26 protein-coding genes and 1 tRNA gene are annotated in these 25,199 nt (G+C 60.2%); 16 read left to right on the plus strand and 11 right to left on the minus strand.

The window, feature by feature from the left end:
* Positions 1-127: 127 nt before the first annotated feature.
* Positions 128-934: a DUF2059 domain-containing protein gene (locus tag ACR0NB_RS04940; RefSeq protein ID WP_480775081.1), complete on the minus strand. Its 807-nt coding sequence runs from the start codon at positions 932-934 to the stop codon at positions 128-130.
* Positions 934-1,776, minus strand: coding sequence for a DUF2059 domain-containing protein (locus ACR0NB_RS04945; protein ID WP_170357817.1), 843 nt, complete (start codon positions 1,774-1,776; stop codon positions 934-936). The genes ACR0NB_RS04940 and ACR0NB_RS04945 overlap by 1 nt, the downstream gene beginning before the upstream one ends.
* Positions 1,777-1,899: 123 nt before the next feature.
* On the opposite strand from ACR0NB_RS04945, the gene ACR0NB_RS04950 reads away from it, so the two are divergent.
* The 9 genes from ACR0NB_RS04950 (at position 1,900) to ACR0NB_RS04990 (ending at position 10,645) form a co-directional block, all read left to right on the plus strand.
* A tRNA-Ser gene (locus ACR0NB_RS04950) sits at positions 1,900-1,989 on the plus strand.
* A 208-nt stretch (positions 1,990-2,197) separates the two neighbouring features.
* Complete coding sequence (locus tag ACR0NB_RS04955) at positions 2,198-2,716, plus strand: hypothetical protein (RefSeq protein ID WP_170403158.1); 519 nt, start codon at positions 2,198-2,200, stop codon at positions 2,714-2,716.
* Positions 2,717-2,948: 232 nt separating this feature from the next.
* Positions 2,949-3,977: a zinc-binding dehydrogenase gene (locus ACR0NB_RS04960; RefSeq protein WP_480775082.1), complete on the plus strand. Its 1,029-nt coding sequence runs from the start codon at positions 2,949-2,951 to the stop codon at positions 3,975-3,977.
* A gap of 75 nt (positions 3,978-4,052) precedes the next feature.
* On the plus strand, positions 4,053-4,928 hold the full coding sequence (locus ACR0NB_RS04965) for a branched-chain amino acid ABC transporter permease (protein ID WP_005983028.1): 876 nt from the start codon (positions 4,053-4,055) through the stop codon (positions 4,926-4,928).
* 4 nt (positions 4,929-4,932) lie between these two features.
* Positions 4,933-6,030, plus strand: a complete 1,098-nt coding sequence (locus tag ACR0NB_RS04970) for a branched-chain amino acid ABC transporter permease (protein WP_480775083.1) — start codon at positions 4,933-4,935, stop codon at positions 6,028-6,030.
* On the plus strand, positions 6,027-6,791 hold the full coding sequence (locus ACR0NB_RS04975; protein ID WP_149775121.1) for an ABC transporter ATP-binding protein: 765 nt from the start codon (positions 6,027-6,029) through the stop codon (positions 6,789-6,791). Before ACR0NB_RS04970 ends, ACR0NB_RS04975 begins: the two co-directional genes overlap by 4 nt.
* Positions 6,788-7,561: an ABC transporter ATP-binding protein gene (locus ACR0NB_RS04980; protein ID WP_170339217.1), complete on the plus strand. Its 774-nt coding sequence runs from the start codon at positions 6,788-6,790 to the stop codon at positions 7,559-7,561. Before ACR0NB_RS04975 ends, ACR0NB_RS04980 begins: the two co-directional genes overlap by 4 nt.
* A gap of 5 nt (positions 7,562-7,566) precedes the next feature.
* Positions 7,567-9,453 (plus strand): AMP-dependent synthetase/ligase, encoded by a 1,887-nt coding sequence (locus tag ACR0NB_RS04985; RefSeq protein WP_480775084.1) that lies wholly within the window; start codon positions 7,567-7,569, stop codon positions 9,451-9,453.
* 31 nt (positions 9,454-9,484) lie between these two features.
* Positions 9,485-10,645: an ABC transporter substrate-binding protein gene (locus tag ACR0NB_RS04990; protein ID WP_480775085.1), complete on the plus strand. Its 1,161-nt coding sequence runs from the start codon at positions 9,485-9,487 to the stop codon at positions 10,643-10,645.
* A 70-nt stretch (positions 10,646-10,715) separates the two neighbouring features.
* On the opposite strand, the gene rpsI is transcribed toward ACR0NB_RS04990, so the two are convergent.
* From rpsI to ACR0NB_RS05005, 3 genes are all read right to left on the minus strand, one after another.
* Positions 10,716-11,201, minus strand: a complete 486-nt coding sequence (gene rpsI, locus ACR0NB_RS04995) for a 30S ribosomal protein S9 (RefSeq protein ID WP_005983014.1) — start codon at positions 11,199-11,201, stop codon at positions 10,716-10,718.
* Positions 11,202-11,207: 6 nt separating this feature from the next.
* Positions 11,208-11,666, minus strand: coding sequence for a 50S ribosomal protein L13 (rplM, locus tag ACR0NB_RS05000; protein WP_170339225.1), 459 nt, complete (start codon positions 11,664-11,666; stop codon positions 11,208-11,210).
* 164 nt (positions 11,667-11,830) lie between these two features.
* The gene (locus ACR0NB_RS05005) at positions 11,831-13,234 is read right to left on the minus strand and encodes an aminotransferase-like domain-containing protein (RefSeq protein WP_260066073.1); all 1,404 of its coding nucleotides are present in this window, start codon (positions 13,232-13,234) and stop codon (positions 11,831-11,833) included.
* A 99-nt stretch (positions 13,235-13,333) separates the two neighbouring features.
* Here ACR0NB_RS05005 and ACR0NB_RS05010 point away from each other — a divergent pair, with 99 nt between their 5' ends.
* Positions 13,334-13,561, plus strand: a complete 228-nt coding sequence (locus tag ACR0NB_RS05010) for a DUF1127 domain-containing protein (RefSeq protein WP_480775086.1) — start codon at positions 13,334-13,336, stop codon at positions 13,559-13,561.
* Positions 13,562-13,621: 60 nt separating this feature from the next.
* On the opposite strand, the gene ACR0NB_RS05015 is transcribed toward ACR0NB_RS05010, so the two are convergent.
* On the minus strand, positions 13,622-14,065 hold the full coding sequence (locus ACR0NB_RS05015) for a PaaI family thioesterase (RefSeq protein WP_480775087.1): 444 nt from the start codon (positions 14,063-14,065) through the stop codon (positions 13,622-13,624).
* A gap of 58 nt (positions 14,066-14,123) precedes the next feature.
* Between ACR0NB_RS05015 and ACR0NB_RS05020 the strand changes: the two genes are divergently transcribed.
* The 4 genes from ACR0NB_RS05020 to gluQRS all read left to right on the plus strand — a co-directional run bounded on the left by ACR0NB_RS05020 (position 14,124) and on the right by gluQRS (position 18,051).
* The gene (locus ACR0NB_RS05020; protein ID WP_480775088.1) at positions 14,124-14,909 is read left to right on the plus strand and encodes an enoyl-CoA hydratase; all 786 of its coding nucleotides are present in this window, start codon (positions 14,124-14,126) and stop codon (positions 14,907-14,909) included.
* A gap of 274 nt (positions 14,910-15,183) precedes the next feature.
* Positions 15,184-16,524: a methylenetetrahydrofolate--tRNA-(uracil(54)-C(5))-methyltransferase (FADH(2)-oxidizing) TrmFO gene (trmFO, locus tag ACR0NB_RS05025; RefSeq protein ID WP_480775089.1), complete on the plus strand. Its 1,341-nt coding sequence runs from the start codon at positions 15,184-15,186 to the stop codon at positions 16,522-16,524.
* A 37-nt stretch (positions 16,525-16,561) separates the two neighbouring features.
* Complete coding sequence (locus ACR0NB_RS05030; protein WP_480775090.1) at positions 16,562-17,176, plus strand: class I SAM-dependent DNA methyltransferase; 615 nt, start codon at positions 16,562-16,564, stop codon at positions 17,174-17,176.
* Positions 17,173-18,051: a tRNA glutamyl-Q(34) synthetase GluQRS gene (gene gluQRS, locus ACR0NB_RS05035; protein ID WP_480775091.1), complete on the plus strand. Its 879-nt coding sequence runs from the start codon at positions 17,173-17,175 to the stop codon at positions 18,049-18,051. The genes ACR0NB_RS05030 and gluQRS overlap by 4 nt, the downstream gene beginning before the upstream one ends.
* Before the next feature lie 15 nt (positions 18,052-18,066).
* On the opposite strand, the gene hisI is transcribed toward gluQRS, so the two are convergent.
* Positions 18,067-18,456, minus strand: coding sequence for a phosphoribosyl-AMP cyclohydrolase (gene hisI, locus ACR0NB_RS05040; RefSeq protein WP_480775092.1), 390 nt, complete (start codon positions 18,454-18,456; stop codon positions 18,067-18,069).
* 48 nt (positions 18,457-18,504) lie between these two features.
* Between hisI and ACR0NB_RS05045 the strand changes: the two genes are divergently transcribed.
* Positions 18,505-18,957 carry an iron-sulfur cluster assembly scaffold protein gene (locus tag ACR0NB_RS05045; RefSeq protein WP_480775093.1) on the plus strand — a complete coding sequence of 151 codons (453 nt, stop codon included), beginning with the start codon at positions 18,505-18,507 and terminating at the stop codon, positions 18,955-18,957.
* Between the two features lie 58 nt (positions 18,958-19,015).
* Positions 19,016-19,654, plus strand: coding sequence for a MarC family protein (locus tag ACR0NB_RS05050; RefSeq protein ID WP_093962021.1), 639 nt, complete (start codon positions 19,016-19,018; stop codon positions 19,652-19,654).
* 187 nt (positions 19,655-19,841) lie between these two features.
* On the opposite strand, the gene ACR0NB_RS05055 is transcribed toward ACR0NB_RS05050, so the two are convergent.
* From ACR0NB_RS05055 to ctrA, 4 genes are all read right to left on the minus strand, one after another.
* The gene (locus tag ACR0NB_RS05055) at positions 19,842-19,964 is read right to left on the minus strand and encodes a hypothetical protein (RefSeq protein ID WP_254920125.1); all 123 of its coding nucleotides are present in this window, start codon (positions 19,962-19,964) and stop codon (positions 19,842-19,844) included.
* Between the two features lie 110 nt (positions 19,965-20,074).
* A complete protein-coding gene (recG, locus tag ACR0NB_RS05060) occupies positions 20,075-22,165 on the minus strand; it encodes an ATP-dependent DNA helicase RecG (protein ID WP_480775094.1) in 2,091 nt (696 codons plus the stop codon).
* The gene (gene ligA / locus ACR0NB_RS05065) at positions 22,162-24,288 is read right to left on the minus strand and encodes an NAD-dependent DNA ligase LigA (RefSeq protein ID WP_480775095.1); all 2,127 of its coding nucleotides are present in this window, start codon (positions 24,286-24,288) and stop codon (positions 22,162-22,164) included. Before ligA ends, recG begins: the two co-directional genes overlap by 4 nt.
* A gap of 122 nt (positions 24,289-24,410) precedes the next feature.
* Entirely contained in the window at positions 24,411-25,127 is a 717-nt protein-coding gene (gene ctrA / locus ACR0NB_RS05070; protein ID WP_480775096.1) for a response regulator transcription factor CtrA, read from the minus strand.
* Positions 25,128-25,199: the final 72 nt, after the last annotated feature.

The raw sequence follows: 25,199 nt of genomic DNA on the forward strand, positions 1-25,199 counted from the left end.
TTTCGGGCGGATGAACGACCGTCAGGGCGCACCCGTCAGGCCAACAATAACGATACCCGGCGCGGAGGTTCCGGCCGGGATGCGCGCTTATCCACGGATCACACGGCAAAGTCAACAGCAAACCGGCCTAAAGATCCGACGCTTGCAGAACCTGCGCCACCGTTACGCCCAGCTGGTATGACAACTCGTTGAACATGGTGTCCAGACCAGCGAACAAGGCGTTGTTCAAGGCCTGCCCAGCCTCGGTACGTGAAAAGGCGATATTCTCGCGTAGCTGGGCCTCGCTGAGGGGTTGGTACGCAAATAGAAGGAACGAGTACAGCCACTCGCGGGTTTGTTGCTCGGACTGCGCTCCCTGCGCCAGCAATTGGGCCAACATTTCGCCGTCGTCGCCCGTGATGCCCTGCCCGTCCGCCAACCCACGGAAGAAATTGTAATCGGCCTGCAACGCTCCGCGCACGTTCCGATCAACAAGGTCGTTGATCTCGACATACTCATCGATCAGACGAAAATAGGCCGCATCACGATCGGCCTCCCGATAGGCGGCCATGGCCATCTCTTCGAAGGCTTCGTCGGAAAAAGTTCGACGGGCCGAGTTTTCCAGAGACACGACGGCGCGGCCCAGATCGCTTTCGAAAAACAGCGCAGCCTGCTCCAGTTGCCCTTCGGACATACCGCCAGCCAGCGCGTCATAAATCTTGGCCTGCATCCACGCCTTGTCGTACAAATCTTCAACCTGGGCCTCGAAAAACGATCCGCCCTCACCGTCCAGCAGGCTTTTGTCCAGTTCGCGCCCCTGCGCGACACCCTCATCACGCAGAATCTGCATCACGTCGGACAAATGCATTGCCTTGGTCAGACGGTCGACCTGGTCCGCCGTGACCGCACTGGCCCAACCGGCCAAAACCAGCCACAGAGCCAGAAACAGCCGCATCAGATGTCCTGAGCCGGACGCAGTTCGGCCATGCGCGCCGCCAGCACTTCAAACCGCATGGCCATGATCTCGTACTGGATTGCGTTCAACAGCTCGTAGACTTCCTGCATCAGCGGCTGTTCCAGCGCTTTGGTATAGGCGTCGACATCCGCGTCAGAGAAATCCTGATAGGTGTAGGCCGCGTTGGCCAAGGCGGACAGTTGCAATGACTGCCGCATCTCGGGTTCGTTCAGCTTCATCATCTGGCGCAGCCCGTCCGCGTCCAACTGCAGGTCGATCACTCCGGCGGCGCTGGCGGCCAGCAGGAACCGCAGCTGGATCTCCTGCAGCGCCCGCAACGAGGTTTCGCTGGCATCGATGGCGCTGTTCATCCGCTTCAGGCTTTCGATGCGGCTCGAACCGGACTTGACCAGATCGGATATGATCTCCTGCCCCTCAAGTTGCTTGGCTTCGTCATCCTCGACAAGGTGCGAGGCATTTTCCGCCTCGACAAGCCGTTGTCCCAGATCCGAGGCATAAAACTCGACCGCGTGGTTCAGGGCCTCGTCGCTCAGCGTCTGTTCGAGAATCGCAACCGCTGTTTCATGCATGTCGTCGGTGTCGAACACCTCCTCCGTCAGACGCGTCCATTGCGAGCCAAAACCCTCGGGGTCGATCCCCAGCATCTGAGGCGCCGAAGCCGAGGCCAATGCGATGCTTTCCAGCGCCACGTCAAAACCCGTCGTCGTCAGAAAAGCCTCAATCCGATCCCGGCTGGCGGACAAGGCGTTTTGAGCCGTCAGAGCGAACGCGAACACGGGCAGGATGAGCAGAAGCGAAATGCGGTGCAGAAGATGTCTCATACATGTCAGCCTAGGAGATTTCGTCGGACTGGCAATGGAAAATCCGCGGTTTGGCGAATTCGGGAATTTTCTGCTTGCACCCCTCGGCGATCACAACTAAATCCCCCCCTCACAGACCCCCGCGGAGAGGTGCCGGAGTGGTCGAACGGGGCGGTCTCGAAAACCGTTGTGGGTGCAAGCCCACCCAGGGTTCGAATCCCTGTCTCTCCGCCACTACTTCCCAATGATTCCCCCCTTTCTTGTTCGCCTGATGGTTGCAAGCGTGCATTTTCGCCGGTGGCGTGTTGTTGCCGCCGATCGTCTGACTGATCAGCGCCGAGTGGCCCAAACCCCGAACATGCGCCGAATCTTTGGGATTTCCCCTTTGATCTCAGGTAGTTTCTCCCCACATCAGCGGCACACATCCGAAAAGGAGACCCCAATGTCCCGCATTATCATCCTGATTATCATCGCCGGATTGGGTGCCGGCGCGTATTTCTACCTGAATCAGCCCGAGCCCACCCCGGCCGAGAAACTGCAATCTGCCGCCAAAGAAGCCGGCGAGGCCGTTGGCGAGGCCGCAACCGCAGCCCAGGAAGCTGCCAGCGAGGCTTTGTCGACGGCCACGCAGCAAGCGGGTGACGCAGCCTCGGCCGCCGTCGAACAGGCCGGTGAAGCAGCCGAGCAAGCCGGTCAGACAGCCACGGATCTGGCCAACCAGGCAGGCGATCAGGTTGCAGCCCTCACTGCCCAAGGGCAGGAGTTGCTGAATACCTGGGTTGACGAAGGCATGCTGTCGGCCGAGCAGTTCGACTATGACGCGATGGTTGAATCCGTGAAAAACAGCCAGCTGAGCCAGGAAATCCAGGACCAGGTGATCAAGATCCTCGATGGCATCAAGGAAGCGCCGGAAACGGCTGCGCTCAAGATCCAGGAACTGCGCAACCTGTTGACGCAATAAGATCATTCGACAAGGCCGGCAATTGTCCGGCCTTGTCACACCTGCACCGGCTTCCCAATTCCCCAACGTTAACCCTGTGGTCGATTGACGTGCCCGGTGCCATTTGTTTGGCTTGGCTCAACCAGTCGCATCAAGTCGGGACGACCTATTGTCGGCATCGGTGCGCCCTGCCCCGGGGCGCGCACTCGGATCGACCCGTTTGCTTGAAAATGTCGGAAACAAAGGAAAAAGAATGACTGACCTCCCCAAATCCATGTTTGCCGTGATCCAGAAATTTGACGGATACTCGGGTACCGCCACGGGCCCGGCGATCGAGGACGCCGCCGACTGGGTTGAGAATGCCGAGATCCCGGTGCCCACGCCTGGCCCTGGCCAGGTGCTGATCAAATTGCGCACCGCATCGGTGAACCCCTCAGACCTCCATTTCATCAAAGGTGAGTACGGTCAGCCGCGGGTCAAAGGTGCACCGGCCGGTTTCGAAGGGTGCGGGGACGTCGTCGCCACCGGCGCGGGCGCTGAAGCGCTGAAGGGGCAAAGGGTCGCCTTCGTCGCCTCCGGGTCCGGCGCATGGGCCGAGTATGCCCTGACACAGGCGCAGATGTGCATTCCTTTACGGCCCGAGATATCGGACGATGACGGTGCCGCACAGATCGTCAATCCGCTGACCGCGATGGCAATGGTTGAGATCGCGCGTTCCGAAGGAGAGGCCTTTGTCGTTTCCGCGGCCACCAGCCAGTTGGGCAAGCTGATGTGCGGGCTGGGCCGAGACCTTGGCCTGAAGCCGATTGCGATGGTGCGGCGCCCTGAAACGGTCGAACTGCTCAAAAGCCACGGAGCGGCCGAGGTCATCGTAACCACCGAAGACGATGCCGTCTCCAAGTTTGCTGCCATCAGCGCACAGCTCAAGCCGCGGGTGTTTTTGGATGCGGTCTCGGATCAGCTGTCCGAGCAGGTCTTCTGCGCCATGCCCAACGGCGCGCGCTGGGTGTCTTATGGCAAACTCAGCAGCGAGCCTCCGAAGCTGACCCAGATGGGCCAGCTGATCTTTATGAGCAAACGGATCGAGGGCTTCTGGCTGACCAAATGGATGATGTCCACTCCGCCCGAAGAGCAGATGCGCGCGGTTGCCGAGGTGCAGGCCCGCTTTGCGGACGGACGGTGGAAAACGGATGTCTCGGCGCATGTCCCGCTGAACAAAATCGTTTCCGATCTGGCAGTTGCACTGAAAAAGAGTGACGGTAAGGTAATAATCACGCCATAGTAGAACAGGCGCCCCGGTGATTGGAGGAGATCCGGGGCGTCAGGACGCCGGGCAAACCGGCATGGGGAGGAGAATTTGGACAACGCACAGCTGCTGATCAGCGGGCTGGCGAATGGCTGTGTCTACGGCCTGATCGCGCTTGGCTTCGTGTTGATCTACAAGGCGACCGAGGCCGTGAACTTCGCCCAGGGCGATTTCATGATGCTGGGCGCCTTCGTCACCATCGGGCTGACCAACACCGAATACATGGGCCTGCCCTTCTGGCTGGCCCTGCCCATCTCGCTGGGGATCATGGGCGCGCTGGGGTATCTGCTGGACCGGCTGATCATCCGCCGCCTGTTCGGGGAAAGCCAGACCGCCGTGGTCATCCTGACCATCGCCCTGGGCTTCGTGATCCGCTTTGTCGCCGGGCTGATCTGGGGTCACGAGCCGCAGACGCTGGAAAACCCGCTTGCCGGCAAGGAGGTCCGCTTTGGCGGCCTAGTTCTGGGGATGGAGGACGTGGCGGTCATCGTCGTGACCGTGTTGCTGACCTGGGGGCTGTATGTGTTTTTCAGCAAGACCAAGCTGGGGCTGGCAATGCAGGGCGCCTCGCAGAACCAGTTGGCGGCCTATTACATGGGGGTGCCGGTCAAGCGTGTTCAGGGTTTCATCTGGGGTCTGGCCGGCGTCGTGGCCGGGATCGCGGGCATCCTGTTCGCCGCCAAGGGTTCGGTCGATCCGACCACCGGGCTGCTGGGAATCAAGGCGTTTGCGGCCGCGGTCATCGGCGGGTTTGGCAGCCTGCCCGGAGCCTTGGCGGGCGGTCTGATCGTCGGCGTGATCGAACCCTTCGCCAGCCGCTACATCGCTGCGGGCTACAGCCAGATCGCGCCCTATGCGCTGTTGCTGGCGGTGCTGATCTTCCGTCCGCACGGCCTGTTCAGCCAGGTCCGGGTCAAGAAGGTCTGAGCGCATGAGGATCGTTTTCAAAACCGACTACATGCAGGACATCCGCCCGTGGAAGGACGGATACCAACTGTCGCTCTACCTGATCCTGCTGGTGGTGGTCATTGCCGCGCCGTGGTGGCTGGACGCGTTCTATCTGGGAGAGTTGACCAACGTTCTGATCTGGGCCATCGCCGGGCTGGGTCTGATGATCCTAACAGGGCATACCGGCCAGGCCAGCCTGGGCCACGCGGCGTTTCTGGCCTTTGGCTGTTATGCAAACGTGATCCTGATCGAGTCCGGCGTGCCGTTTCTGGTGGCCTTTCCGCTGGCCGGCATCCTGACCGGTATCGCCGGGGTCACGGTCGCCATCCCTGCCCTACGGCTGCACGGCATCTATCTGGCGATCTTCACCCTGGCCCTGTCGATCCTGATGGACGACCTCATCGTTCTGGCCGAACCGATCACCGGCGGCGTGGCGGGCAAATACATGGGCGGGGTCGAGATATTCGGCCATCTGGTCGATCGCTGGGGCACGCCCGAGCAGTTCTACTGGCTGGTTCTGGCCGTCACGGTTCTGGTCACGCTGGGCTACATCAACCTTCTGCGTACGCCGCTGGGGCGCAGCTTCATCGCGGTGCGCGACTCGGAAGTGTCCGCGCAGGCGATGGGCATCGACATCGCGCGCACCAAGACCGTGTCTTTCGCATTGTCCTGCGCCGTGACTGGATGGGCGGGGGCGCTGATGGGCCTGTATGCCGGGGCCTTCAACAACGAAACCTTCAGCGTTGTGATCTCGATCCAGCTGCTGATGATGATCGTGATCGGCGGGCTGGGCTCGATCCACGGCGCGTTTCTGGGCGCCATCGTCATCGGGTTTCTGCCGCAGTTCCTGTCGATCGCCAAGGAATACGCAGGCGCCCTTTTCGGTGGCGGAACCGTCGCCATTCCGGGGCTGGAATTCGGCATCTTCGGCATGATCCTGATCGGGTTCATCCTGTTCGAGCCGATGGGCATCTATGGCCGCTGGCTGAAAATCCGCACCTGGTTCGAGCTGTTCCCCTTCTACCGTAAGGACATGTTCAAGCGGCAGAAATCCTATCTCAAGACGGAGCGCCTGAGATGAGCCTGCTGGAATTCGAGAACGTCACCCTGAAATTCGGTGGCCTGACGGCGGTGAACGATCTGTCCTTTTCGGTCGAAGAAGGCGAGGTCTTTGCCATCGTCGGCCCGAACGGGGCGGGCAAATCCACGGTGTTCAACCTGATCTCGCGTTTCTACGACCCATACGCGGGCCAGATCCGGTTCGACGGGCACGATCTGCTTCAGGTCAAGCCCTCGGGTGTGGCCGCCTATGGAGTTGCGCGGACCTTCCAGAACATCGAGCTGTTCGAACATGCAACCGTGTTGCAGAACCTGCTGGTCGGGCGGCACCGCCACCGGCGTACCAATCTGCTGTCCGAGGTGTTCTTTACCCCCTCGGCCCGCCGGCAAGAGCTGGAGAACCGCGAGAAGGTCGAAGAGATCATCGATTTCCTCGATCTGCAGGCCTATCGCGACAAGATGATCGCCGGGCTTCCCTACGGCGTGCGCAAGGTTGTCGAGGTCGCGCGCGCGCTGGCCACCGACCCCAAGCTGCTGCTGCTGGATGAACCGGCTTCGGGGCTGTCGGTCGAGGAAACAACCGACATGCGCTGGTGGATCGACGACATCCGGCGGCAGATGGGGATCACGGTGCTGATGGTCGAACATGACATGGGGCTGGTCTCGGGCGTGTCTGACCGGGTGCTGGCTATGGCCGATGGGGCGAAACTGGCCCTTGGGACACCGGCGCAGGTGCAATCGCACCCCGCCGTCGTCGAAGCCTATCTGGGGAAAGCCTCATGAGCGCACCGATCCTGAGCATCCGCAACATCGAAAGCTTCTATGGCCCGATCATGGCGATCCGCGGTGTGTCGCTGGACGTGCGCCCGGGCCAGATCGTCTCGATCCTGGGCGCCAACGGGGCGGGCAAGACGACGCTGATGAAGACCGTTTCGGGTGTGATGGACCCGGAAAAGGGCACGATCACCTTCGACGGCGAGGAAATCCAGGGGCTGGAGCCGCACAAGATCGTCCAAAAGGGCATCGTGCATGTGCCCGAGGGGCGCGAGGTGTTCCCGTTGTTGACGGTGAACGAGAACCTCAGCCTGGGGGCCTATACCCTGCATGACAAGGCCCAGATCGAGCGCGACCGCGAGTTGGTGTTTTCCTACTTCCCGGTTCTGAAGGAACGCCGAAATCAAGAGGCCGGCACCCTGTCGGGCGGGCAGCAGCAGATGCTGGCCATCGGCCGCGGCCTGATGGCCAACCCGCGCATCATGCTGCTGGATGAACCCTCGCTGGGCCTGTCGCCGCTGCTGGTCCAAGAGATCTTCGGCATCCTCAAACGCCTGAATGACGAGCAGAACATGACCATGATGCTGGTCGAGCAGAACGCCAACGCCGCGCTGGAACTGGCCGATCATGGCTATGTCATGGAGGTCGGGCGCATCGTGATGGACGGCCCCGCCGACGTGCTGATGCGATCCGAGGACATCCAGAACTTCTATCTGGGCGTGCAGGAGGAAGGCGCGCGGGAAAACCGCCGCTGGAAACGCAAGAAGACGTGGAGGTGAGCCGGATGAACATGACCACCCTGCCCCCGCAGACCACCATCAACGGCGTCCAGTTCAACGCCACCCCCGGCCAGCGCCCCGTGCGGGTCGATGGCTGCGTAACCATCCCCGAGCTGTTCCAGAAACGCTGCGCCGCCCTGGGCGACCGCACCGCGCATCGGGAAAAGGATCTGGGCATCTGGAAATCCTATTCCTGGGCCGACTACTGGCAGCACGCCAAGTTGATCGGGCTGGCGCTGCGCAAGCTGGGGCTGCAACGCGGCGAGGTCGTCTCGATCCTGTCCGAGGACCGCAAGGAATGGGCGTGGTTCGATCTGGGCATCCAATGCGTCGGCGGCATCGCGTCGGGCGTCTACACCACCGATTCCGCCAGCCAGCTGAAATACCTGGTCAATGACAGCGACAGCCGCTTTCTGATCGTCGAAGACGAAGAGCAGCTGGACAAATTCCTGGACATCGAAGACGAGGTGCCCGGCCTGTTGAAGGTCATCATCCTTGAAGACGAAGGCTTGCACGACCTGGCCCATCCCCGCTGCATGATGATCGAGGATCTTTACGCGCTCGGCCGCGCGGCCGAGCGCGAAGAACCGGGCCGCTTCGACGCTGAAATCGCGCTGGCCACGCCGCAGGATACGGCGCTGCTGATCTATACCTCGGGCACCACCGGCATGCCCAAGGGCGCGATGCTGAGCAACGAAAACATCATGGCCGCGATCGAATGCGGCGCTCGCTGCCTGCCCGCTCTGGAAACGGACGAACAGCTTTGCTTTTTGCCGCTGTGTCATATCCTTGAACGCGACGTGTCGATTTATTTCCCGCTGGCTTCGAAATGCACGGTGAACTTCGCCGAAAGCCCCGAAACGGTCTTTGCCAACCTGCAGGAAGTGTCGCCCTCGACCTTCACCGCCGTCCCGCGCGTGTGGGAGAAAATCTATTCGCAGGTGCTGATCATGGCGCAAGAGGCCACCCCGGCCGGGCGCGCCGCCTTTGGCATGGCGCTGAAGGCCGGGATGAAGCGTGCCGAATACATCCTGCAGGGCAGACCGGTGCCGCCGGCGGTGGCCGCGAATTTCTGGCTGTGGGACCGGCTGGTGCTGCGCAACCTGCGCCGGATGCTGGGCATGGACCGGCTGCGGCGCGGCGGGTCGGGCGCGGCCCCGATCTCGCCCGAGCTGCTGAAATGGTACTGGGCCATCGGCGTGCCGCTGGTCGAGGGCTTCGGCATGACCGAGACCTCGGGCATCGCCACGCTGAACACGCCCGAGGCCAACCACATCGGTACCATCGGCAAGCCCGCACCGGGGATCGACCTGCGTATCTCGGACGAGGGCGAAATCCAGATCCGCGGCCTGAACGTGTTCCAGGGCTATTGGCGCAACAATGCCAAAACCGCCGAGACCTTCACCGCCGATGGCTGGCTGCGCACCGGCGATATGGGGCACGTGGACGCGGACGGCTATGTCACCATCACCGGCCGCCTCAAAGACATCATCATCACCGCCGGCGGCAAGAACATCACCCCGGCCGAGATCGAAAGCCGGTTGAAGTTCTCGCATTACATCTCGGACGCGGTGATCATCGGCGACCGCCGCAAGTACCTGACGGCGCTGGTGATGATCGATCAGGAAAACGTCGAGAAGTTCGCGCAGGACCGCAAGGTGCCGTTTTCGAACTTCGCCTCGCTCTGCGCTGCAGCCGAGGTGCGCGAACTGATCGGTGCCGAAGTGGCGGCGGTGAACAAGGAATTCGCGCGGGTCGAGCAGATCAAGGATTTCCGTCTGATCGACGTTCTTTTGACCGCCGAAGACGACGAACTGACCGCGACCATGAAACTGAAACGCAGCCTGGTGGAAAAGAAACACGCGCATCTCATTGAAGACATGTACAAATAGAACAGGGATCAATCCCAAGGGAGGAAGACACATGACCAAAGCAATCAGACGGCTGGCGGCGGCAACCGCCCTCTCCGCCCTGGCCTCGGTGGGCTGGGCCGAAACGCAAGGCGTGACCGACGACGAAATCGTCATCGGGTCGGTCAATGACCTCAGCGGCATTTTCGCCGCCGTGGGGGTTCCGGCCACCAAGGGCGCGAACGTGGTGTTCGACCGGGTCAACGCCAATGGCGGCGTGCATGGCCGCAAGATCCGCTATGTGGTCGAGGACAACGGATACCAGATGCCGCGTGCGATGCAGGGCTACAACAAGCTGCTGAACCGCGACAAGGTATTTGCGATGCTGCAATCGCTGGGCACGCCGATGAACCTGGCCGGGTTCAAACTGCTGGATCCCAAAGGCATCCCCAACGTCGCCCCCCTGTCGGCCGCGCGGCAGATGCTGCAGGAGCCGATGAAGAACAAGTTCACCTCGTTTTCCAGCTATTACGACCAGGCGCGCGTGGGCGTGAAATATCTGGCGCAGGAATTCGGCGGCGACAAGGTCTGCACGATGTATCTGCCCACCGATTTCGGCAAGGAAATCCTGGAAGGCGGCCAGGAAGGCGCCAAGGAAGCCGGCATTACCTTTGCCGCGGAAACCACTCATAAACCTGACGAAACCGATTTCGTGGGCTCGCTGAGCAAGCTGAAGGAAGAAGGCTGCGACATCGTCACCATCGCCTTGGGCGTGCGGCAGGCCATCACCGTGGTCGGTACCGCCAAGAAGATGGGCCTGACGGACATGAAGTTCCTGGGCACCTCGGCCAGCTTCCTGACCGTGGTGGCACAGGTGCCGGGTGGCGTGACCGACGGCTTCTACGCCGCCGCCTCGTGGCAGGACTTGTGGGCCCGCGCGGATGAACCGGCCCCCAAGGCCTTCATCGAGGAATACAAGGCCGCCACCGGCGAAGACCCGGTGGGCTTTTCGATGCTGGGCTATGCCGCGGCCGAAATGATGGTCAAGGCGCTGGAGGCGGCAGGCCCCGACCTGACCCAGGAAAGCTTTATCGCGGCAATGGAGACGCTGGACTATCAGGATGAACTGGTCGGCAACCACATGACATTTGGCCCCGATGACCATCAGGGCGCCGATACGGTCTACGTCAACGTGGTGGAAAACGGCGCGTGGAAAATGGTCTACGAAGAGTAAGGCCAGAGAAAATCAACGAAAAAAGGGCTCGCGGTTGCGAGCCCTTTGCATTTGAAAAACTCGGTAGCGATTAACGCTTCGAGAACTGGAACGAACGGCGGGCTTTGCGCTTGCCGTATTTCTTCCGTTCCACAACGCGGCTGTCGCGGGTCAGGAAGCCGGCTGCCTTCAGCGCGCCGCGCAGGCTGGGATCGTACAGCTGCAGCGCTTTCGAGATGCCGTGCTTGACCGCACCGGCCTGACCGGTCAGGCCGCCGCCCTTGACGGTTGCGACCACGTCGAATTCACCTTCGACACCGGCAACCTGGAACGGCTGGCGCAGGATCAGCTGCAGAACGGGGCGAGCGAAATACACGTCCTGGTCTTTGCCGTTCACGGTGACCTTGCCGGAACCCGGCTTGATCCAGACGCGGGCAACAGCGTCTTTACGCTTGCCGGTTGCATAGGAGCGACCCAGCTCGTCACGCACGGGCTCGCGCACAACAACTTCTTCGGCCACGGTTTCAACGCCTGCGACGGCGCTCAGCTCTTCGAGAGTATTGATCTGATCAGCCATCGGTCATTAGCTCCGGGTGTTTTTCTTGTTCATGGATTTGACATCCAGAACTTCGGGGGCCTGGGCTTCGTGCGGGTGCTCGGCACCGGCATAGATGCGCAGATTGGTCATCTGCTGACGCGACAGACGGTTGCCCGGCAGCATGCGCTTGACGGCCTGAAAGACCACACGCTCGGGGTGCGCGCCTTCCAGGATCTGTTGCTTGGTGCGCGACTTGATGCCGCCCGGGTGGCCAGTGTGCCAGTAGAAGTGCTCGTCGCGCTTCTTGCCGGTCATCTGGATCTTGTCGGCGTTGATGACGATGACGTTGTCGCCCATGTCCATGTTTGGGGTGAACGACGGCTTGTGCTTGCCACGCAGGCGCATGGCGACGATCGAGGCAAGACGGCCCAGAACAACGCCCTCGGCGTCGATCAGGATCCACTTCTTGTCGATGTCTGCAGGTGTTGCAGAGAAGGTTTTCATGTCAGGACAATCCTGTTTGATGTGAAAGACCGCCCCCAAGGCGGAGCGGCCCGAATTCGATGAATGGGTATTTAGATGGCTCGAAAGTGCACGTCAAGAACGGTAACGTCCAATTTAAGTTTAAAAAACAGCAGCTTAAAAAATAGGTATCTATTTACCCCAACTCAAACACTGATTTGTTCGGGCGGATTGTCCAGCAAGGCGCGCAGACGCAACATGGCGGATTCGAACTGCTTCAGCGAGACATGCCCGTTCATCGCAATGCGCACGGCATTTGGCGCCCTTCCATCCCTCAGCGCGAATTCATCTGCCGATCGGAGTTGAATGCCCTCACGCTCGGCAGCCCTGCTGAAAGCTGCGGCACGCCAGCCGGACGGCAGGCTCAGCCAGACAAAGGGAATGTCGGGGTCCCAGTTCAGATTGAAGCCACCCAGTGCATTGACGGCCACCCGTACATATTCACCCATCTTCGCGCGAACATCCCGCGCCATTTGCCGGGACTGAGGGTGACTGAGGAGCAAGCGGGTCAGTTCGGCCAATGGCTGCGCCAACCCGAAATACCCGTATTCCGCCGATCGGCGCAGGTCTCCGCTGCGTTCCCGCGGAGCGATGGCGAACCCCACGCGCAACGCGGGCGTGAGGGTCTTGGAAATCGACGACACGTGCCAGCCCCGTTCAGGTGCAAGAGCCCTGTAGCTGGGTGCGCGCGCCTCGCCCATACGATAGCAATCGTCTTCGATGATTTGCAGATCGTGGCGGCGGGCGATCTCGATCACCTCGTTGCGGCGTTCAAGAGGAGAATGCCCACCGGTCGGATTCTGAACTTCGGGCGACACGCAAATCGCTTGCGCCCGAGTTTGACGAAGGATGTGGTCCAGTGCGTCCGGGCTGATACCCCATTTGTCCATTTTCACACCGACAACTTCGGCGCGCATCAGCTCACCGGCGCGACGGAATCCCGCATATGAGAGGTCCTCGACCAGAACAACGGGTTTCGGATCGCGCAGAACGGTCTGAAACACGACGCAAAGTCCGCTTTGTCCGCCATGCGTAAGAACGATGTCATCGGCGTTCAAAGCGCCCAGCGGCAAGTCGGAGAGCCAATCAACAACCGCCTGGCGCACAGGCAGGTAAGCGTCGCGGGTGGGATAGTTCATAAACATCTTCGGATCCCCCTGGGCCACCTTGGCAAGGCATGACCGTATCAGGGACACCTGTCCGACATCTGGCAGTCGCGGGCTGAACAGGCTGACATTGGCGTCATACTTGTCGTCCCGAAGATGAAGCTGCCGTGACCAGACATCGTCCAGCAATGGCATTTTCGGTGGCGCCACGAATGTACCACGCCCGACCTCGGCTTGCAGCAACCCCTCCTCGGTCAGAATGGAATAAGCCCGAGCGACCGTTCCCGGTGTGATTTGCAATCGATACGCCAGTTCCCGCACCGGAGGAAGTTTCACCCCGACTTCCAGCTGCTTGTTTTCGATGGCTTTTCGAATTGTATCTGCGACCAGTGTGTACTTTGGTCCCTTGGATTTTGGCAGGTCTGTCGGCCAAATTGTATCCATTACAATTCTTCCTTTGCGTTCAGTACAATCTTGAATGTATCACAACAATGTACCGAACATTTATGCTTTGTGTCAATACAATTTGAAAGGATACTTACCATGACACGCGCAATGCACACCCCCGCCCTCTTGCTGCTGAACGACAGCCCCCGGCTGCCTCTGATCGCTGCGTTGGCCGTGCGTTTTGCGGCGACTGTCACCCAATGGGAACGCCGGCGCCGCAGCCGCGTCAACCTGAGCAGGCTGGATGACCGTCTGCTGAAGGATGTCGGGCTGACGTGCTTTGAGGCTGACCGCGAAGCACGCCGCCAATTCTGGCTTGGCTAGAATATCCCCAGTCCCAATTACGGGACCTCTTCCTGTGCCGGGGCTTGTCCCCGGCATTTTTTATCCGAACGCAGCTGCGGCGGAGCCGGCAGGTGGCAGCGAGTAGGTCATGCTGGCGCGTGCCACCGGCGCCTCCTGCCCTTCCGAGTACATCAGGACGTCACCAACAGCCAGCGTACGCCCCAGTTTCAGCAACCTGCACTCGGCAATCATGTCGGCCCCACCGGCAGGTTTGCGCAGAAAATCCATGGAACTGCTGGTGGTCACGGCCAGGGATTGACGACCCTTTCGCGCCAGAACCATTGAATAGACACAGACATCGGCCAGGGCGAACATCGAAGGCCCGGACACGGTTCCGCCCGGACGCAGATGCCGATCTTCGACAACGAGGCGCATGCGGATCGAGTCGTCGGTCAGATCCAGGACGACGAAATCCTTGTGCACCTGCGGGAAGACCTGCGCCAGATATTCCGTCAGCTCTTCCTTGTTCATTGCCAATGACATGCTTCCCCTCCTCGATTTGCCGACCTAAAGTTGGCCCCACAGCCGGCAGGAGGGCAAGATGGCAATTTTGGAACGTAACGACACGGGCGCGATCGCTCATCTGAAAATGAATACGCCCGAGCGGCTGAATGCGCTGAGCGACGAAATGCTGGAGGCACTGCAATCTGAATTGGATACGCTGCGCGATGATCGCACGATCCGCGCTGTGATACTGTCAGGGGCAGGCAAGGCGTTTTGTGCCGGTCATGACCTCAAGCAGATGACCGCGGGCCGGCAGGCTGAAGATGGCGGCAAGGCATACTTCACCGATCTGTTCAATCGCTGCGCCCGAATGATGATGTCGATCCAATCCCTGCCCCAACCGGTGATCGCGCAGGTCCATGGCATTGCAACGGCCGCCGGCTGCCAACTGGTGGCGACCTGCGATCTGGCCGTGGCGGCCGGAGGAACGCGATTCGGCGTCAATGGCGTGAACATCGGTCTCTTCTGCTCGACGCCGATGGTGGCGCTGAGCCGCAACATTCCGCGCAAACTAGCGTTTGAGATGCTGACCACCGGTGATTTCATACCGGCGGAGCGGGCCGCCGAGCTGGGCCTAGTCAATCGTGTCGTTCCGGAAACGCTGGTGGAACATGAAACCCTGTCGTTGGCCGAGCAGTTGGCGTCCAAACTGGGCGCGGCGGTAAAGATCGGGAAACAGGCGTTTTATCAGCAACTTCAGATGCCTTTGGATCAGGCATATGCCTATACCGGCGGCGTAATGGCCGAAAATATGCTGCACCGGGATACCGAGGAAGGTATTTCCGCATTTATCGAAAAACGCTCACCAAATTGGACCCAATGACGCAATTGTTATGGCTAAAATTATCGACTGTTCGCATTTTTGCACTTTTCAAAAGGGCATCTCTGTGGCAAAGCTGGGACAGGGCTGAGGCCCTCACTATCTTTTGGGTCGCCGTGGGCGGAAGGTCCCTCCAAGCTGGTTTCTCTCACCGGCGCAGACATTCCCGCAGCGGCGACCCCAAGACTTCCCAATAAAATCATAGCGTTGCTGCATTGTTGGCGGCAGTTTTCCTTGGCCGTTGCACGCGCGTGCCACCTGCCCTATTTGGACGCACATGACACAGAAATTGCATATCGTTGGCGGCGGCATGGCCGGATCCGAGGCCGCCTGGCAGGCCGCCGAAATGGGCGTGTACGTCGTGATTCACGAAATGCGGCCCAAAGTGGGCACTTTTGCGCATCAAACCGGCAACCTGGGCGAGATGGTCTGTTCCAACTCGTTCCGGTCTGATGATGACGAGCAGAATGCCGTTGGTTTGCTGCATTGGGAAATGCGCGCGGCCAATGGGTTGATTATGACCACCGCTGACGCCCACCGACTTCCTGCGGGCGGCGCTCTTGCCGTAGACCGTGAGCCCTTTGCCGAAACGGTGACCGCCAAGCTGAAGGCGCACCCACGCGTCACCGTCACCGGTGAGGAAGTCACCACGCTTCCGGACGATGGACATTGGATTTTTGCCACCGGTCCGCTGACCTCGCCAGCGTTGGGCGCAGCGATCCAGCGCGAGACCGGGGCCGAGGCGCTGGCCTTTTTCGACGCGATTGCCCCGATCGTCTACGCTGACACGATCGACATGAGCAAGGCGTGGATGCAGTCGCGCTATGACAAGGGCGAAACCGAGGAAGAGCGTACCGCCTATCTGAATTGCCCGATGGACCGTGACCAGTACGAGGCCTTCATCGACGCTTTGCTGGCCGCGGACAAGACCGAGTTCCACGAAGGTGAAACGGCCGGCTATTTCGATGGCTGCCTGCCGATCGAGGTCATGGCCGAACGGGGCCGCGAGACCCTCCGCCACGGACCCATGAAACCGGTGGGCCTGACCAATCCGCATCAGCCGGACGTAAAGCCCCATGCTGTGGTTCAACTGCGCCGCGACAACGCTTTGGGCACGCTGTTCAACATCGTTGGGTTCCAGACCAAGATGAAATATGGCGCACAGACCGAGGTGTTCCGGATGATCCCGGGGCTAGAGAATGCCAGCTTTGCCCGGCTGGGCGGCATCCACCGCAACACGTTCATCAACTCGCCCACCTTGCTGGATGCGCAGATGCGCCTGAAATCCAAGCCAAACATCCGATTTGCCGGGCAGATCACCGGGGTTGAAGGATATGTCGAGAGCGCCGCGATGGGCCTGCTGGCAGGTCGTCTCGCAGCGGCAGAGATCCTTGGCCACTCCCTGCCCCCGGTTCCACAGGACAGCGCCATGGGCGCGCTGATTCATCACATCACCGGCGGCGCAGAGGCCAAGACGTTTCAGCCCATGAATGTGAATTTTGGTCTGTTCCGACCGGTCGACGGGTTGAAAGGCGGGCGCCGTGGTCGCAAGGATCGCTACAAAGCCTATACCGACCGCGCCAAAGAGGCATGGCAGCAGTGGCTGACGCAAAGCTGACTGGACGCGGACCGGGCCACGCGCCTAAACTGACGGCATGAGCGAGAAGTTCCTCAAAAACACATATGATCTAAATACGCCGCAGGAAACCCAGGCGCATTACCAGAAATGGGCGGCCTCTTACGAAGATGAGGTGGCCGAGCACGGGTATGCCACGCCGGGCCGCGTGGCCGAGGCGTTGTGGTCCACGTTGCCGCAACCGGACACACCAATCCTTGACTATGGCTGCGGGACCGGGTTGTCCGGTGTCGCCTTGCACAAGGTCGGATACCGGGCAATCGACGGAGTCGATCCGACACCCGAGATGCTGAAAGGTGCTGCTGCCAAGGGAGTCTACCGCAACCTGGCTGCCATCGACATCACCGATCCGAACCCTTTGGAGACGGGGGCATACAAGGCAATCGCCGCGATCGGAGTGATCGGCGCCGGCGCTGCGCCGCCCCAGACATTCGACATGCTGATGAAAGTCTTGCCCAAAGGTGGCCTGCTGGCGTTTTCGTTCAACGACCATACATTGGACGACCCCGGCTATACCGGGCGCCTGAACGAATGGCTGGACATGGGAGCGGCGCGCCTTCTGTTTCGCGAACACGGACCGCACTTGCCAGGGTTGGACTTGAAATCCGACGTATATATCGTTGAAAAGACGTGAAATTCACTACAAGATTTGCCCCATCTCCAACCGGGCCATTGCATCTTGGTCATGCGTATTCTGCATTGCTGGCGTATGATCTTGCTGATCGAAACTCCGGCACGTTCCTGCTGCGGATCGAGGATATCGATCAGTCCCGTGCGCGTCAGCATTGGGAGGATCAGATCTATGACGATCTGACGTGGTTGGGTTTGACGTGGCCTGGCCCTGTGTTGCGGCAATCGGATCGCATGCTGCTCTACCGGCAGGCCTTGAACCGGCTGTGGTCCCAAGGGCTGCTATATCCGTGCACCTGCAATCGCAAGGATATCGCGGCCGCCGCAAATGCGCCGCAGGAAGGGTATCAGCTGCACGGACCTGACGGCGTCATATATCCGGGAACATGCCGTGAAAAATGGACATATCAGGTGCAGTCCGCGATCCCGGAGGATGTGGCCCTGCGTCTCAATATGTCCGAAGCGCTGCGCCGGATCGCGAGGGACGCCACCGGGTTGAGGTTTCGCGAGACCGGGTCCGCTCCGGATGGCGCGACTGGCTGGATAGAATTGTCGGACGAACAGATGCTGCACGGCGTCGGCGATGTCGTCCTCGCCAGACGGGGTATGGGCACGTCTTATCACCTGTCAGTCGTCCTGGATGATGCGGCCCAGAACATCTCACATGTGGTTCGCGGTCAGGATCTGTTTGACGCAACCGGGATTCACGTGGTGCTGCAGCGCTTGTTGGGGTTGGACACGCCCACCTATCACCACCACCGACTTGTCCGGGACGAAGCGGGAAAACGGCTGGCCAAGCGAGACGACGCCAGGGCGATTGCGAAATACCGGGCCGAAGGAGCGACGCCCGAAGACGTCCGCGCAATGGTCGGTCTTTAGGCCCGCTAGGCGCCCTTAGACCATCGGCGACATCAATTCGACCTCTTCCTCGTCCCGGACGGCTGTGTAGAAGCAGCTTCGGCGGTTTGTGTGGCAAGCGGGGCCGCTTTGTCGTACCAGAACCAACAGGCAATCCCGATCGCAATCGACGCGAAAATCCACCAACTCTTGTACGTGGCCCGAGCTTTCTCCCTTGACCCAGAAGGACTGGCGCGAGCGCGACCAATAGGTGACGCGCCGGGTTTCCAGCGTCTTTAGGATCGCCTCGGCGTTCATCCAGGCCATCATGAGAACCTCGCCGGTGCTCTCCTCTTGCGCGATGGCCGGGACCAACCCAGCCTCATTGAATTTGAGTGTCGACGGGTCGAACGTAGCAGAGCGCGACATCGCAAAAACCTTTTGCATCCCAGAACATGGCCACTATGTATGGGGAACAGCCACCGAGGGAAACCCATGTCCGGCGAAACCGACCTGATCAAGCTCTACTCCGGGCGCATTCTGGCGCTGGCGGCCGACATTCCGCACCTGCAGCGGTTGGACGATCCGGATGCGACCGTCAAGAAACGGTCGCCCTTGTGCGGCTCGACGGTTGCCGTGGACATCAAAGTGCGGGACGGCCAGATTGCCGAGTTTGGTCAGGACGTGAAAGCCTGCGCACTGGGTCAGGCCGCAGCGGCAGTGGTCGGTGTATCGGTCATCGGGGCAACCCGCCCCCAAATCGAAACCGCGCGCGACCAGTTGGCGGCCATGCTCAAGAGTGACGGCCCCACCCCGGATGCGCCGTTTGACGAACTGGAAGTTCTGCGGCCCGCCCGCGATTACAAGAACCGGCACGCGTCGATCATGCTTGCGCTGGACGCGATCGCCGAGGCTTTCGAGAAGGCCGAACAAGCCAACTGCGCCTGAACATGGTCTTTTGAATCGAAGGCGGCTAACCTCCTGACCAATTTGACGGAGAAGCCAATTGAACAACCTTCTGGAACATTTTGTAACCTTGTGGGTCGTCATCGACCCGATCGGAACCATCCCGGTTTTCATTGCCGTCACCGCGGGTATCGAAGCCGCCGCGCGGCGGCGCACTGCCCTGCTGGCCGCACTGATCAGCGCCGGTATCCTTCTGTTCTTTCTGGTCTTTGGTCAATTGCTGATCGAGGCGCTGGATATCGGCCTCAACTCGTTTCAGGTCGCCGGCGGGATCATCCTGTTCCTGTTCGCGCTGACGATGATTTTTGGCGAAAGCAAACAGGAAATCGAACAGCGGCAGGCCGAAGAAGACATGGAAGACAAGCTGCATAGGCACAACCCGGCGATCTTCCCCTTGGCGGTCCCGTCACTGGCTTCACCCGGTGCGATGCTGGCCATCGTCATTCTGACCGACAACCACCGCTATAGCGTGGCAGACCAGGGCATTACCGCTCTGGTCATGCTGTCCGTATTGGCCTGCGCCTTTGTGCTGATGCTGCTGGCTGAGCCGATCATCCGACTGATCGGTCATTCGGGTGCGGCAATCATCAGCCGGGTCATGGGAATGATTCTGGCCTCGGTGGCCGTCAACTCGGTCCTGTCAGCCCTGCTTGAGATCTTCAAAACCGGTCAACTGTAAAAAAAACCGCCGCTCCTTCCGGGCGGAAAGGGCGGCGGCAGTCAATGCGTTTCTCGCGTGGGGTCCGGATTGCCGCGTGGGGCCGAGGCACGGCCCCTTCAAGGGGTTTGGGACAGGCAGGTCACCCTTGACTGAAATGGGGATGACATACGCGGGTTGATCGGCACGAGATCGCAGGCAGAAAGGCTTAGAACCCGACGGGCAAGTGAAGCGCCACCATCAGTATGACAACCAGCGAAGCTACGCCGGCTGCATCCTGCAAAAGCGTGGCTTGCGAACGGCTGAAAGCGCTTTTGATCTGGGTCAGCATGTTTCACCTCCGGTCGGGAATTAATCCTTTGTTGACCTTTTGTTCTCATATTTTCGGAGGTCAGTAAAGAACTTTATGAGAACATTTGTGAACTTTTTGCGCGCAACCCGCTAACCCACTGAAATCAAACGTATGGCCTGATCCTGTTTCATCAGCCAAAGAAGGACACGCGCGGCCTGACCTCGTTCCGAGGTCAATTTCGGATCCGAAGCAAGCAGCGCACGCGCGTCAGATTGGGCAACAGCCATAAGTCCAGCCTGTCGTTCCAGGTCGGCAATCTGGAACCGGGGTAGACCGGATTGCGCGGTTCCGATCAGGTCCCCTGCCCCACGCATCTCGAGGTCCGTTTCGGCAATTTTGAATCCATCTTCGGTTTCCCGCAAAACTTCCAGCCGTCTTCGGCCCGCTTCGCTGAGCGGCGCTTGATACATCAACAGACAGGTTGACGCGTCATGGCCGCGTCCAACCCGACCGCGTAGCTGGTGCAACTGCGCCAGCCCGAAGATTTCCGCCCGCTCAATGACCATAATCGTGGCGTTGGGGACGTTGACCCCAACCTCAATGACCGTCGTTGCAACCAAAACCTTGGTCCGCCCGTCCTGAAAAGCGGCCATAGCCGCGTCTTTTTCGGCCGGGGGCATCTGTCCGTGCACAAGGCCGACGATTCCGTCACCCAGCTGGGCCCGCAAGTGTTTGAACCGTTCCTCGGCTGCGGTCAGGTCGGAGACCTCCGATTCGTCGACCAGCGGACAAACCCAATAACATTGCTTGCCGTCGTCGATCGCGCGGCGCAGATGATCGACCACCTCCTCCATGCGCGAAGTGCTGACAATCGCAGTTTTGACCGGTTTGCGTCCCGGCGGTTTCTCATCCAGGACCGAGACGTCCATATCCCCATATTGTGCAAGCGCAAGGCTGCGTGGGATCGGTGTGGCTGTCATGACCAGAACATCGGCCCCCTGCCCCTTCTCAGAGAGCTCCATCCGCTGGCGGACACCGAACCTGTGCTGTTCGTCGACAATGGCCAGACGCAAGTCATGAAAGGCCACATCGTTCTGGAAAACCGCGTGAGTGCCCACCAGAATTTGGATGTCACCCGCCTTGAGCGCGGCCAGCTTCGCCTTGCGCTCGGACCCCTTGTCCCGTCCCGTCAGGATTTCGAGAACCACGCCGGCGTCCTCGGCCAGGGGGCGAAGGCCCTCCAGATGCTGGCGCGCGAGGATCTCGGTCGGAGCCATCATGACACCCTGAGCACCGGCCTCTACCGCAACCAGAAGCGCCATGAACGCAACCAGTGTCTTGCCGGATCCGACGTCCCCCTGCAGCAGGCGGTTCATTCGGGTCGGAGCACCCATGTCCTCGGTTATCTCGCGTATGGCACGCAACTGCGCCCCAGTGGGTTTGTACGGAAGCGCATCCAGTACACGGGTCTGCAACGCCCCGGTCGCGACACTTACGGTTCCACGAGTTTTGCGTTCTCGCAGTCGGGCCAGAGCCAGAGTCAGTTGATGGGCGAACAGTTCGTCATAGGCCAGACGTTCGCGCGCGGGAGCAAACGCTGCCACGTCATCGGCACCTTGCGGTGTGTGAGCCGCCCGGACTGCATCGGCCCAGGTCGGCCAGCTCTGGCGGGCAACCTGTGCAGGATCCGCCCATTCCGCCAAATCTGGCAGGCGTGCCAGCACGCTTTGCGCCGCCTTGTAGGCCGTCTTTTGGGTGACACCTTGGGTAAGGTGATAGACCGGTTCAAACTCGGGGATGCTGTTCGCCTGTTCGACCGGCAGAATGTGGTCCGGGTGAACCATTTGCGCTGTACCGTCAAACAGTTCGAGCTTGCCGGACACCACCCGTCTCGCCCCCTCAGGCAGGACCTTTTTCAGGTAGTCGGCCCGGGCGTGAAAGAAGACCAGCTGGAAATCGGTCTGACTGTCCTGCACGAAAATCCGATAGGCACCGCCCCTGTTGTGCGCCGGGCGGTGGGCGCCGACGGTGACTTCCACCGTGAGTGTTTTGGGCAGATCAACGCCCCGGATCGTATCACGCCGCCGCCGGTCAACCACTGCATATGGCAATGCAAACAGCAGATCACGCGGCGCTTCCAGCCCGATCTGCGCCAGCAGGCGGGCGGTCTTGGGACCGATGCCATCCAGCGTCTCGAGCCCTGCAAAAAGCGGGAACAGTTGCTCTGGACGGCCGCTCATGCGTCCCCGATCAACTGCAGCCAGCTGTCTTCATCCAAGGTTTCGATCCCCAACTCTGCCGCTTTCTTGGCCTTGGAACCTGCGCCGGGGCCGGCGACCAGGTAGTCCGTTTTTGCGCTGACTGAGCCAGCCACTTTGGCCCCCAGGGCTTCCGCGCGGGCCTTTGCTTCGGCCCGGGTCATTTTTTCGAGCGTACCCGTAAAGACAACCGTTTTTCCCGCGACGGGGCTGCCCGATGTATCCGGCCGTTTGGCCTCTTGCACGTTCAGTTGGGCGACCAGCGCATCGATGCTTTGGCGCTCTGCCTCCTGAGCAAATGTCGAAACCAGGGTCCGGGCCATGACTTCACCAACGCCGTCGATATTTAGCAGCTCATCCCATTCGGGTCCGCTGAATTGGCTGGCGGCCGTGACAGCCTGCTCGAACGCGTCCCACGTGCCGTAGTGATTGGCGATCAGGTTCGAGGCGGCTTCACCAAGGTGTCGAATACCCAGGGCAAACAGAAGGCGGCCCAGCGGAATTGTCCGCTTTTCCTCGATCGCGGCAAAGAGTTTTGCGGCGCTCTGACTGCCCCAGCCTTTTCGGTTGGCCAGCTTGTTCAGATTTGCAGCGTCCCGCTTTTGCAATGTGAAAATGTCTGCCGGCGTACGGATCGGCAGATCCGGGTCGTTGTAGAACATTTCGATCTGCTTGGCCCCCAACCCATCGATGTCAAACGCCTTGCGGGAAACGAAGTGCTTCAGTTTCTCGACCGCTTGCGCCGGGCAGATCACCCCTCCGGTGCAGCGCCGCACCGAGTCGCCTTCCTCGCGGATCGCGTCACTGCCGCATTCCGGACATTTCGTCGGAAATTCAAACGGGACAGCTTGTTCCGGCCGTTTGCTCAGGTCGACGTCGGCTATTTTTGGGATCACATCGCCGGCGCGGTACACCTGCACCCAATCGCCAACACGTATATCTTTGCCGTCGCGGATCTGTTCGCCTTTCGAATCCCGACCGGCGATGTAGTCTTCGTTGTGCAAGGTTGCATTGGACACGACCACACCGCCAACCGTCACCGGGTGCAGCCGCGCAACCGGGCTAAGCGCGCCGGTGCGGCCAACTTGAATGTCAATCGCCTCAAGCCGGGTCCAGGCGAGTTCGGCAGGAAATTTATGAGCGATCGCCCATCTTGGTGTGGTCGAGCGAAACCCAAGACGGGCCTGCAACGACAAATCGTTCACTTTGTAGACGACGCCGTCGATGTCATAGCCAAACGTAGAGCGCTGCTCTTCGATTGCGCGGTAGTGCTCCAGCATTTGCGCGGTCGAGCTGCAAACGGCAGTCAGGTCGTTGGTTGAAAAGCCAAAGGACTTCAATCGATCCAACGCAGATGACTGAGTGGTTCCCAACGGCTCGGACACTTCGCCCCATGCATAGGCGAAGAACCGCAGGGGCCTTGCGCGCGTAACTTCTGGGTTAAGCTGGCGTAGCGAACCGGCAGCCGCGTTTCTCGGATTCGCAAACAACTTCGCGCCCGCCTCTGCCTGCTTGGCATTCAGCTTCTCGAAATCGTCATGAGACATATAGACTTCGCCGCGAACCTCCAGGATCCCGGGCGCGTCGGCGATCTGTTGAGGGATATCTGAAACGGTCAACGCATTGGCCGTGACGTTTTCGCCAACTTCCCCATCGCCCCGTGTTGCCGCCTGCACCAGTTCGCCGTCCACGTAACGCAGAGACAGCGACAAACCGTCGATCTTTGGTTCGGCCGTGAATTCGAGGGCCGCCTCCTCGCTCAGCCCAAGATAGTTTCGAACGGACCGAACGAAGTCTGCTACATCCTCATCGTCGAATGCGTTGCCAAGCGACATCATACGGACCGCATGGGTCACTTTGCCGAAACCGTCCACCGGCCGCGCACCAACCTGATCGCTGGGGCTGTCGGTGCGCTTTAGCTGCGGAAACCGCGACTCGATTTCGAGATTCCGTAGTTTCAGGGCATCGTATTCGGCATCCGAGATCTCGGGCGCGTCCTGACCGTGATACAGGTCGTTGGCCCGCTGCAAGAGTTCCGCAAGACGTGCCAACTCCTCTCGAGCCTGGTCCTCGGTCAGATCTTCTACTGCAATCGAATTGCTCATGGCCTCGCCCTGTCACATCGTCTTGGACCCCAGTGATAGGGCGAGGTCATGGTCAGGTCCAGATGTGCTGAGCCGTGAGTGCGAGTGCCACCCCGGACCGCGGTGGCAGATGGGTCAGGTTTTCAGGCGCCGACGGCCAAGCGAGTGTTTTCCACCGTGTCCGTCTGGGGATCGCGCAATACATATCCTCGGCCCCATACCGTTTCGATGTAGTTCTCGCCGCCCGTGGCATTGCTGAGCTTTTTGCGAAGCTTGCAGATGAAAACGTCGATGATTTTGAGTTCCGGCTCGTCCATGCCGCCGTAAAGGTGGTTGAGGAACATCTCCTTGGTCAGGGTCGTGCCCTTGCGCAGGCTCAGAAGCTCCAGCATCTGGTATTCCTTGCCGGTCAGATGCACCGCCTGACTGTCGGCTTCGACCGTCTTGGCATCCAGATTGACCGCGATTCGTCCGGTTCGGATAATCGATTGCGAATGGCCTTTGGACCGGCGGATGATCGCATGGATCCGCGCCACCAACTCCTCGCGGTGGAACGGTTTGGTCAGGTAGTCGTCGGCCCCGAAACCGAAGCCCTTGATCTTGCTTTCGGTGTCGTCGGCTCCGGACAGGATCAGGATCGGCGTTTCAACCCTTGCAATGCGCAACTGACGCAGGACTTCATGTCCGTTCATATCCGGCAGGTTCAGATCAAGCAGGATCAGATCGTAGTCATACAGCTTGGCCAGATCTATGCCTTCTTCGCCCAGGTCCGTCGCATACACGTTCAGGTTGGCATGCGTCAGCATCAGCTCGATGCTTTTGGACGTGGTCGGATCATCCTCGACAAGAAGAATTCGCATTGCACTGCTCCAATTCAGGTCAACTATTCCAGTTCGGGTTAACCCTGATCACAAATGGTTAATCTGACGTTA

This window comes from Ruegeria sp. CG3 (assembly GCF_056537205.1).

Excerpts from the sequence above, each read along its gene's own strand:
- rplM (WP_170339225.1), bottom strand. The coding sequence starts at position 11,666 with ATGAAAACCTTCTCTGCAACACCTGCAGACATCGACAAGAAGTGGATC.
- ACR0NB_RS04945 (WP_170357817.1), bottom strand. The coding sequence starts at position 1,776 with ATGAGACATCTTCTGCACCGCATTTCGCTTCTGCTCATCCTGCCCGTG.
- ACR0NB_RS05005 (WP_260066073.1), bottom strand. The coding sequence starts at position 13,234 with ATGGATACAATTTGGCCGACAGACCTGCCAAAATCCAAGGGACCAAAG.
- ACR0NB_RS05045 (WP_480775093.1), top strand. The coding sequence starts at position 18,505 with ATGTCCGGCGAAACCGACCTGATCAAGCTCTACTCCGGGCGCATTCTG.
- ACR0NB_RS04970 (WP_480775083.1), top strand. The coding sequence starts at position 4,933 with ATGAGGATCGTTTTCAAAACCGACTACATGCAGGACATCCGCCCGTGG.
- ACR0NB_RS04940 (WP_480775081.1), bottom strand. The coding sequence starts at position 934 with ATGCGGCTGTTTCTGGCTCTGTGGCTGGTTTTGGCCGGTTGGGCCAGT.
- rpsI (WP_005983014.1), bottom strand. The coding sequence starts at position 11,201 with ATGGCTGATCAGATCAATACTCTCGAAGAGCTGAGCGCCGTCGCAGGC.
- ctrA (WP_480775096.1), bottom strand. The coding sequence starts at position 25,127 with ATGCGAATTCTTCTTGTCGAGGATGATCCGACCACGTCCAAAAGCATC.
- ACR0NB_RS05030 (WP_480775090.1), top strand. The coding sequence starts at position 16,562 with ATGAGCGAGAAGTTCCTCAAAAACACATATGATCTAAATACGCCGCAG.
- ACR0NB_RS05015 (WP_480775087.1), bottom strand. The coding sequence starts at position 14,065 with ATGTCATTGGCAATGAACAAGGAAGAGCTGACGGAATATCTGGCGCAG.
- ACR0NB_RS04985 (WP_480775084.1), top strand. The coding sequence starts at position 7,567 with ATGAACATGACCACCCTGCCCCCGCAGACCACCATCAACGGCGTCCAG.
- ACR0NB_RS04990 (WP_480775085.1), top strand. The coding sequence starts at position 9,485 with ATGACCAAAGCAATCAGACGGCTGGCGGCGGCAACCGCCCTCTCCGCC.
- recG (WP_480775094.1), bottom strand. The coding sequence starts at position 22,165 with ATGAGCGGCCGTCCAGAGCAACTGTTCCCGCTTTTTGCAGGGCTCGAG.
- ACR0NB_RS04975 (WP_149775121.1), top strand. The coding sequence starts at position 6,027 with ATGAGCCTGCTGGAATTCGAGAACGTCACCCTGAAATTCGGTGGCCTG.
- ACR0NB_RS05055 (WP_254920125.1), bottom strand. The coding sequence starts at position 19,964 with ATGCTGACCCAGATCAAAAGCGCTTTCAGCCGTTCGCAAGCCACGCTT.
- ACR0NB_RS05020 (WP_480775088.1), top strand. The coding sequence starts at position 14,124 with ATGGCAATTTTGGAACGTAACGACACGGGCGCGATCGCTCATCTGAAA.
- ACR0NB_RS04980 (WP_170339217.1), top strand. The coding sequence starts at position 6,788 with ATGAGCGCACCGATCCTGAGCATCCGCAACATCGAAAGCTTCTATGGC.
- trmFO (WP_480775089.1), top strand. The coding sequence starts at position 15,184 with ATGACACAGAAATTGCATATCGTTGGCGGCGGCATGGCCGGATCCGAG.
- ACR0NB_RS04960 (WP_480775082.1), top strand. The coding sequence starts at position 2,949 with ATGACTGACCTCCCCAAATCCATGTTTGCCGTGATCCAGAAATTTGAC.
- ACR0NB_RS05010 (WP_480775086.1), top strand. The coding sequence starts at position 13,334 with ATGACACGCGCAATGCACACCCCCGCCCTCTTGCTGCTGAACGACAGC.
- ligA (WP_480775095.1), bottom strand. The coding sequence starts at position 24,288 with ATGAGCAATTCGATTGCAGTAGAAGATCTGACCGAGGACCAGGCTCGA.
- ACR0NB_RS04955 (WP_170403158.1), top strand. The coding sequence starts at position 2,198 with ATGTCCCGCATTATCATCCTGATTATCATCGCCGGATTGGGTGCCGGC.
- hisI (WP_480775092.1), bottom strand. The coding sequence starts at position 18,456 with ATGCAAAAGGTTTTTGCGATGTCGCGCTCTGCTACGTTCGACCCGTCG.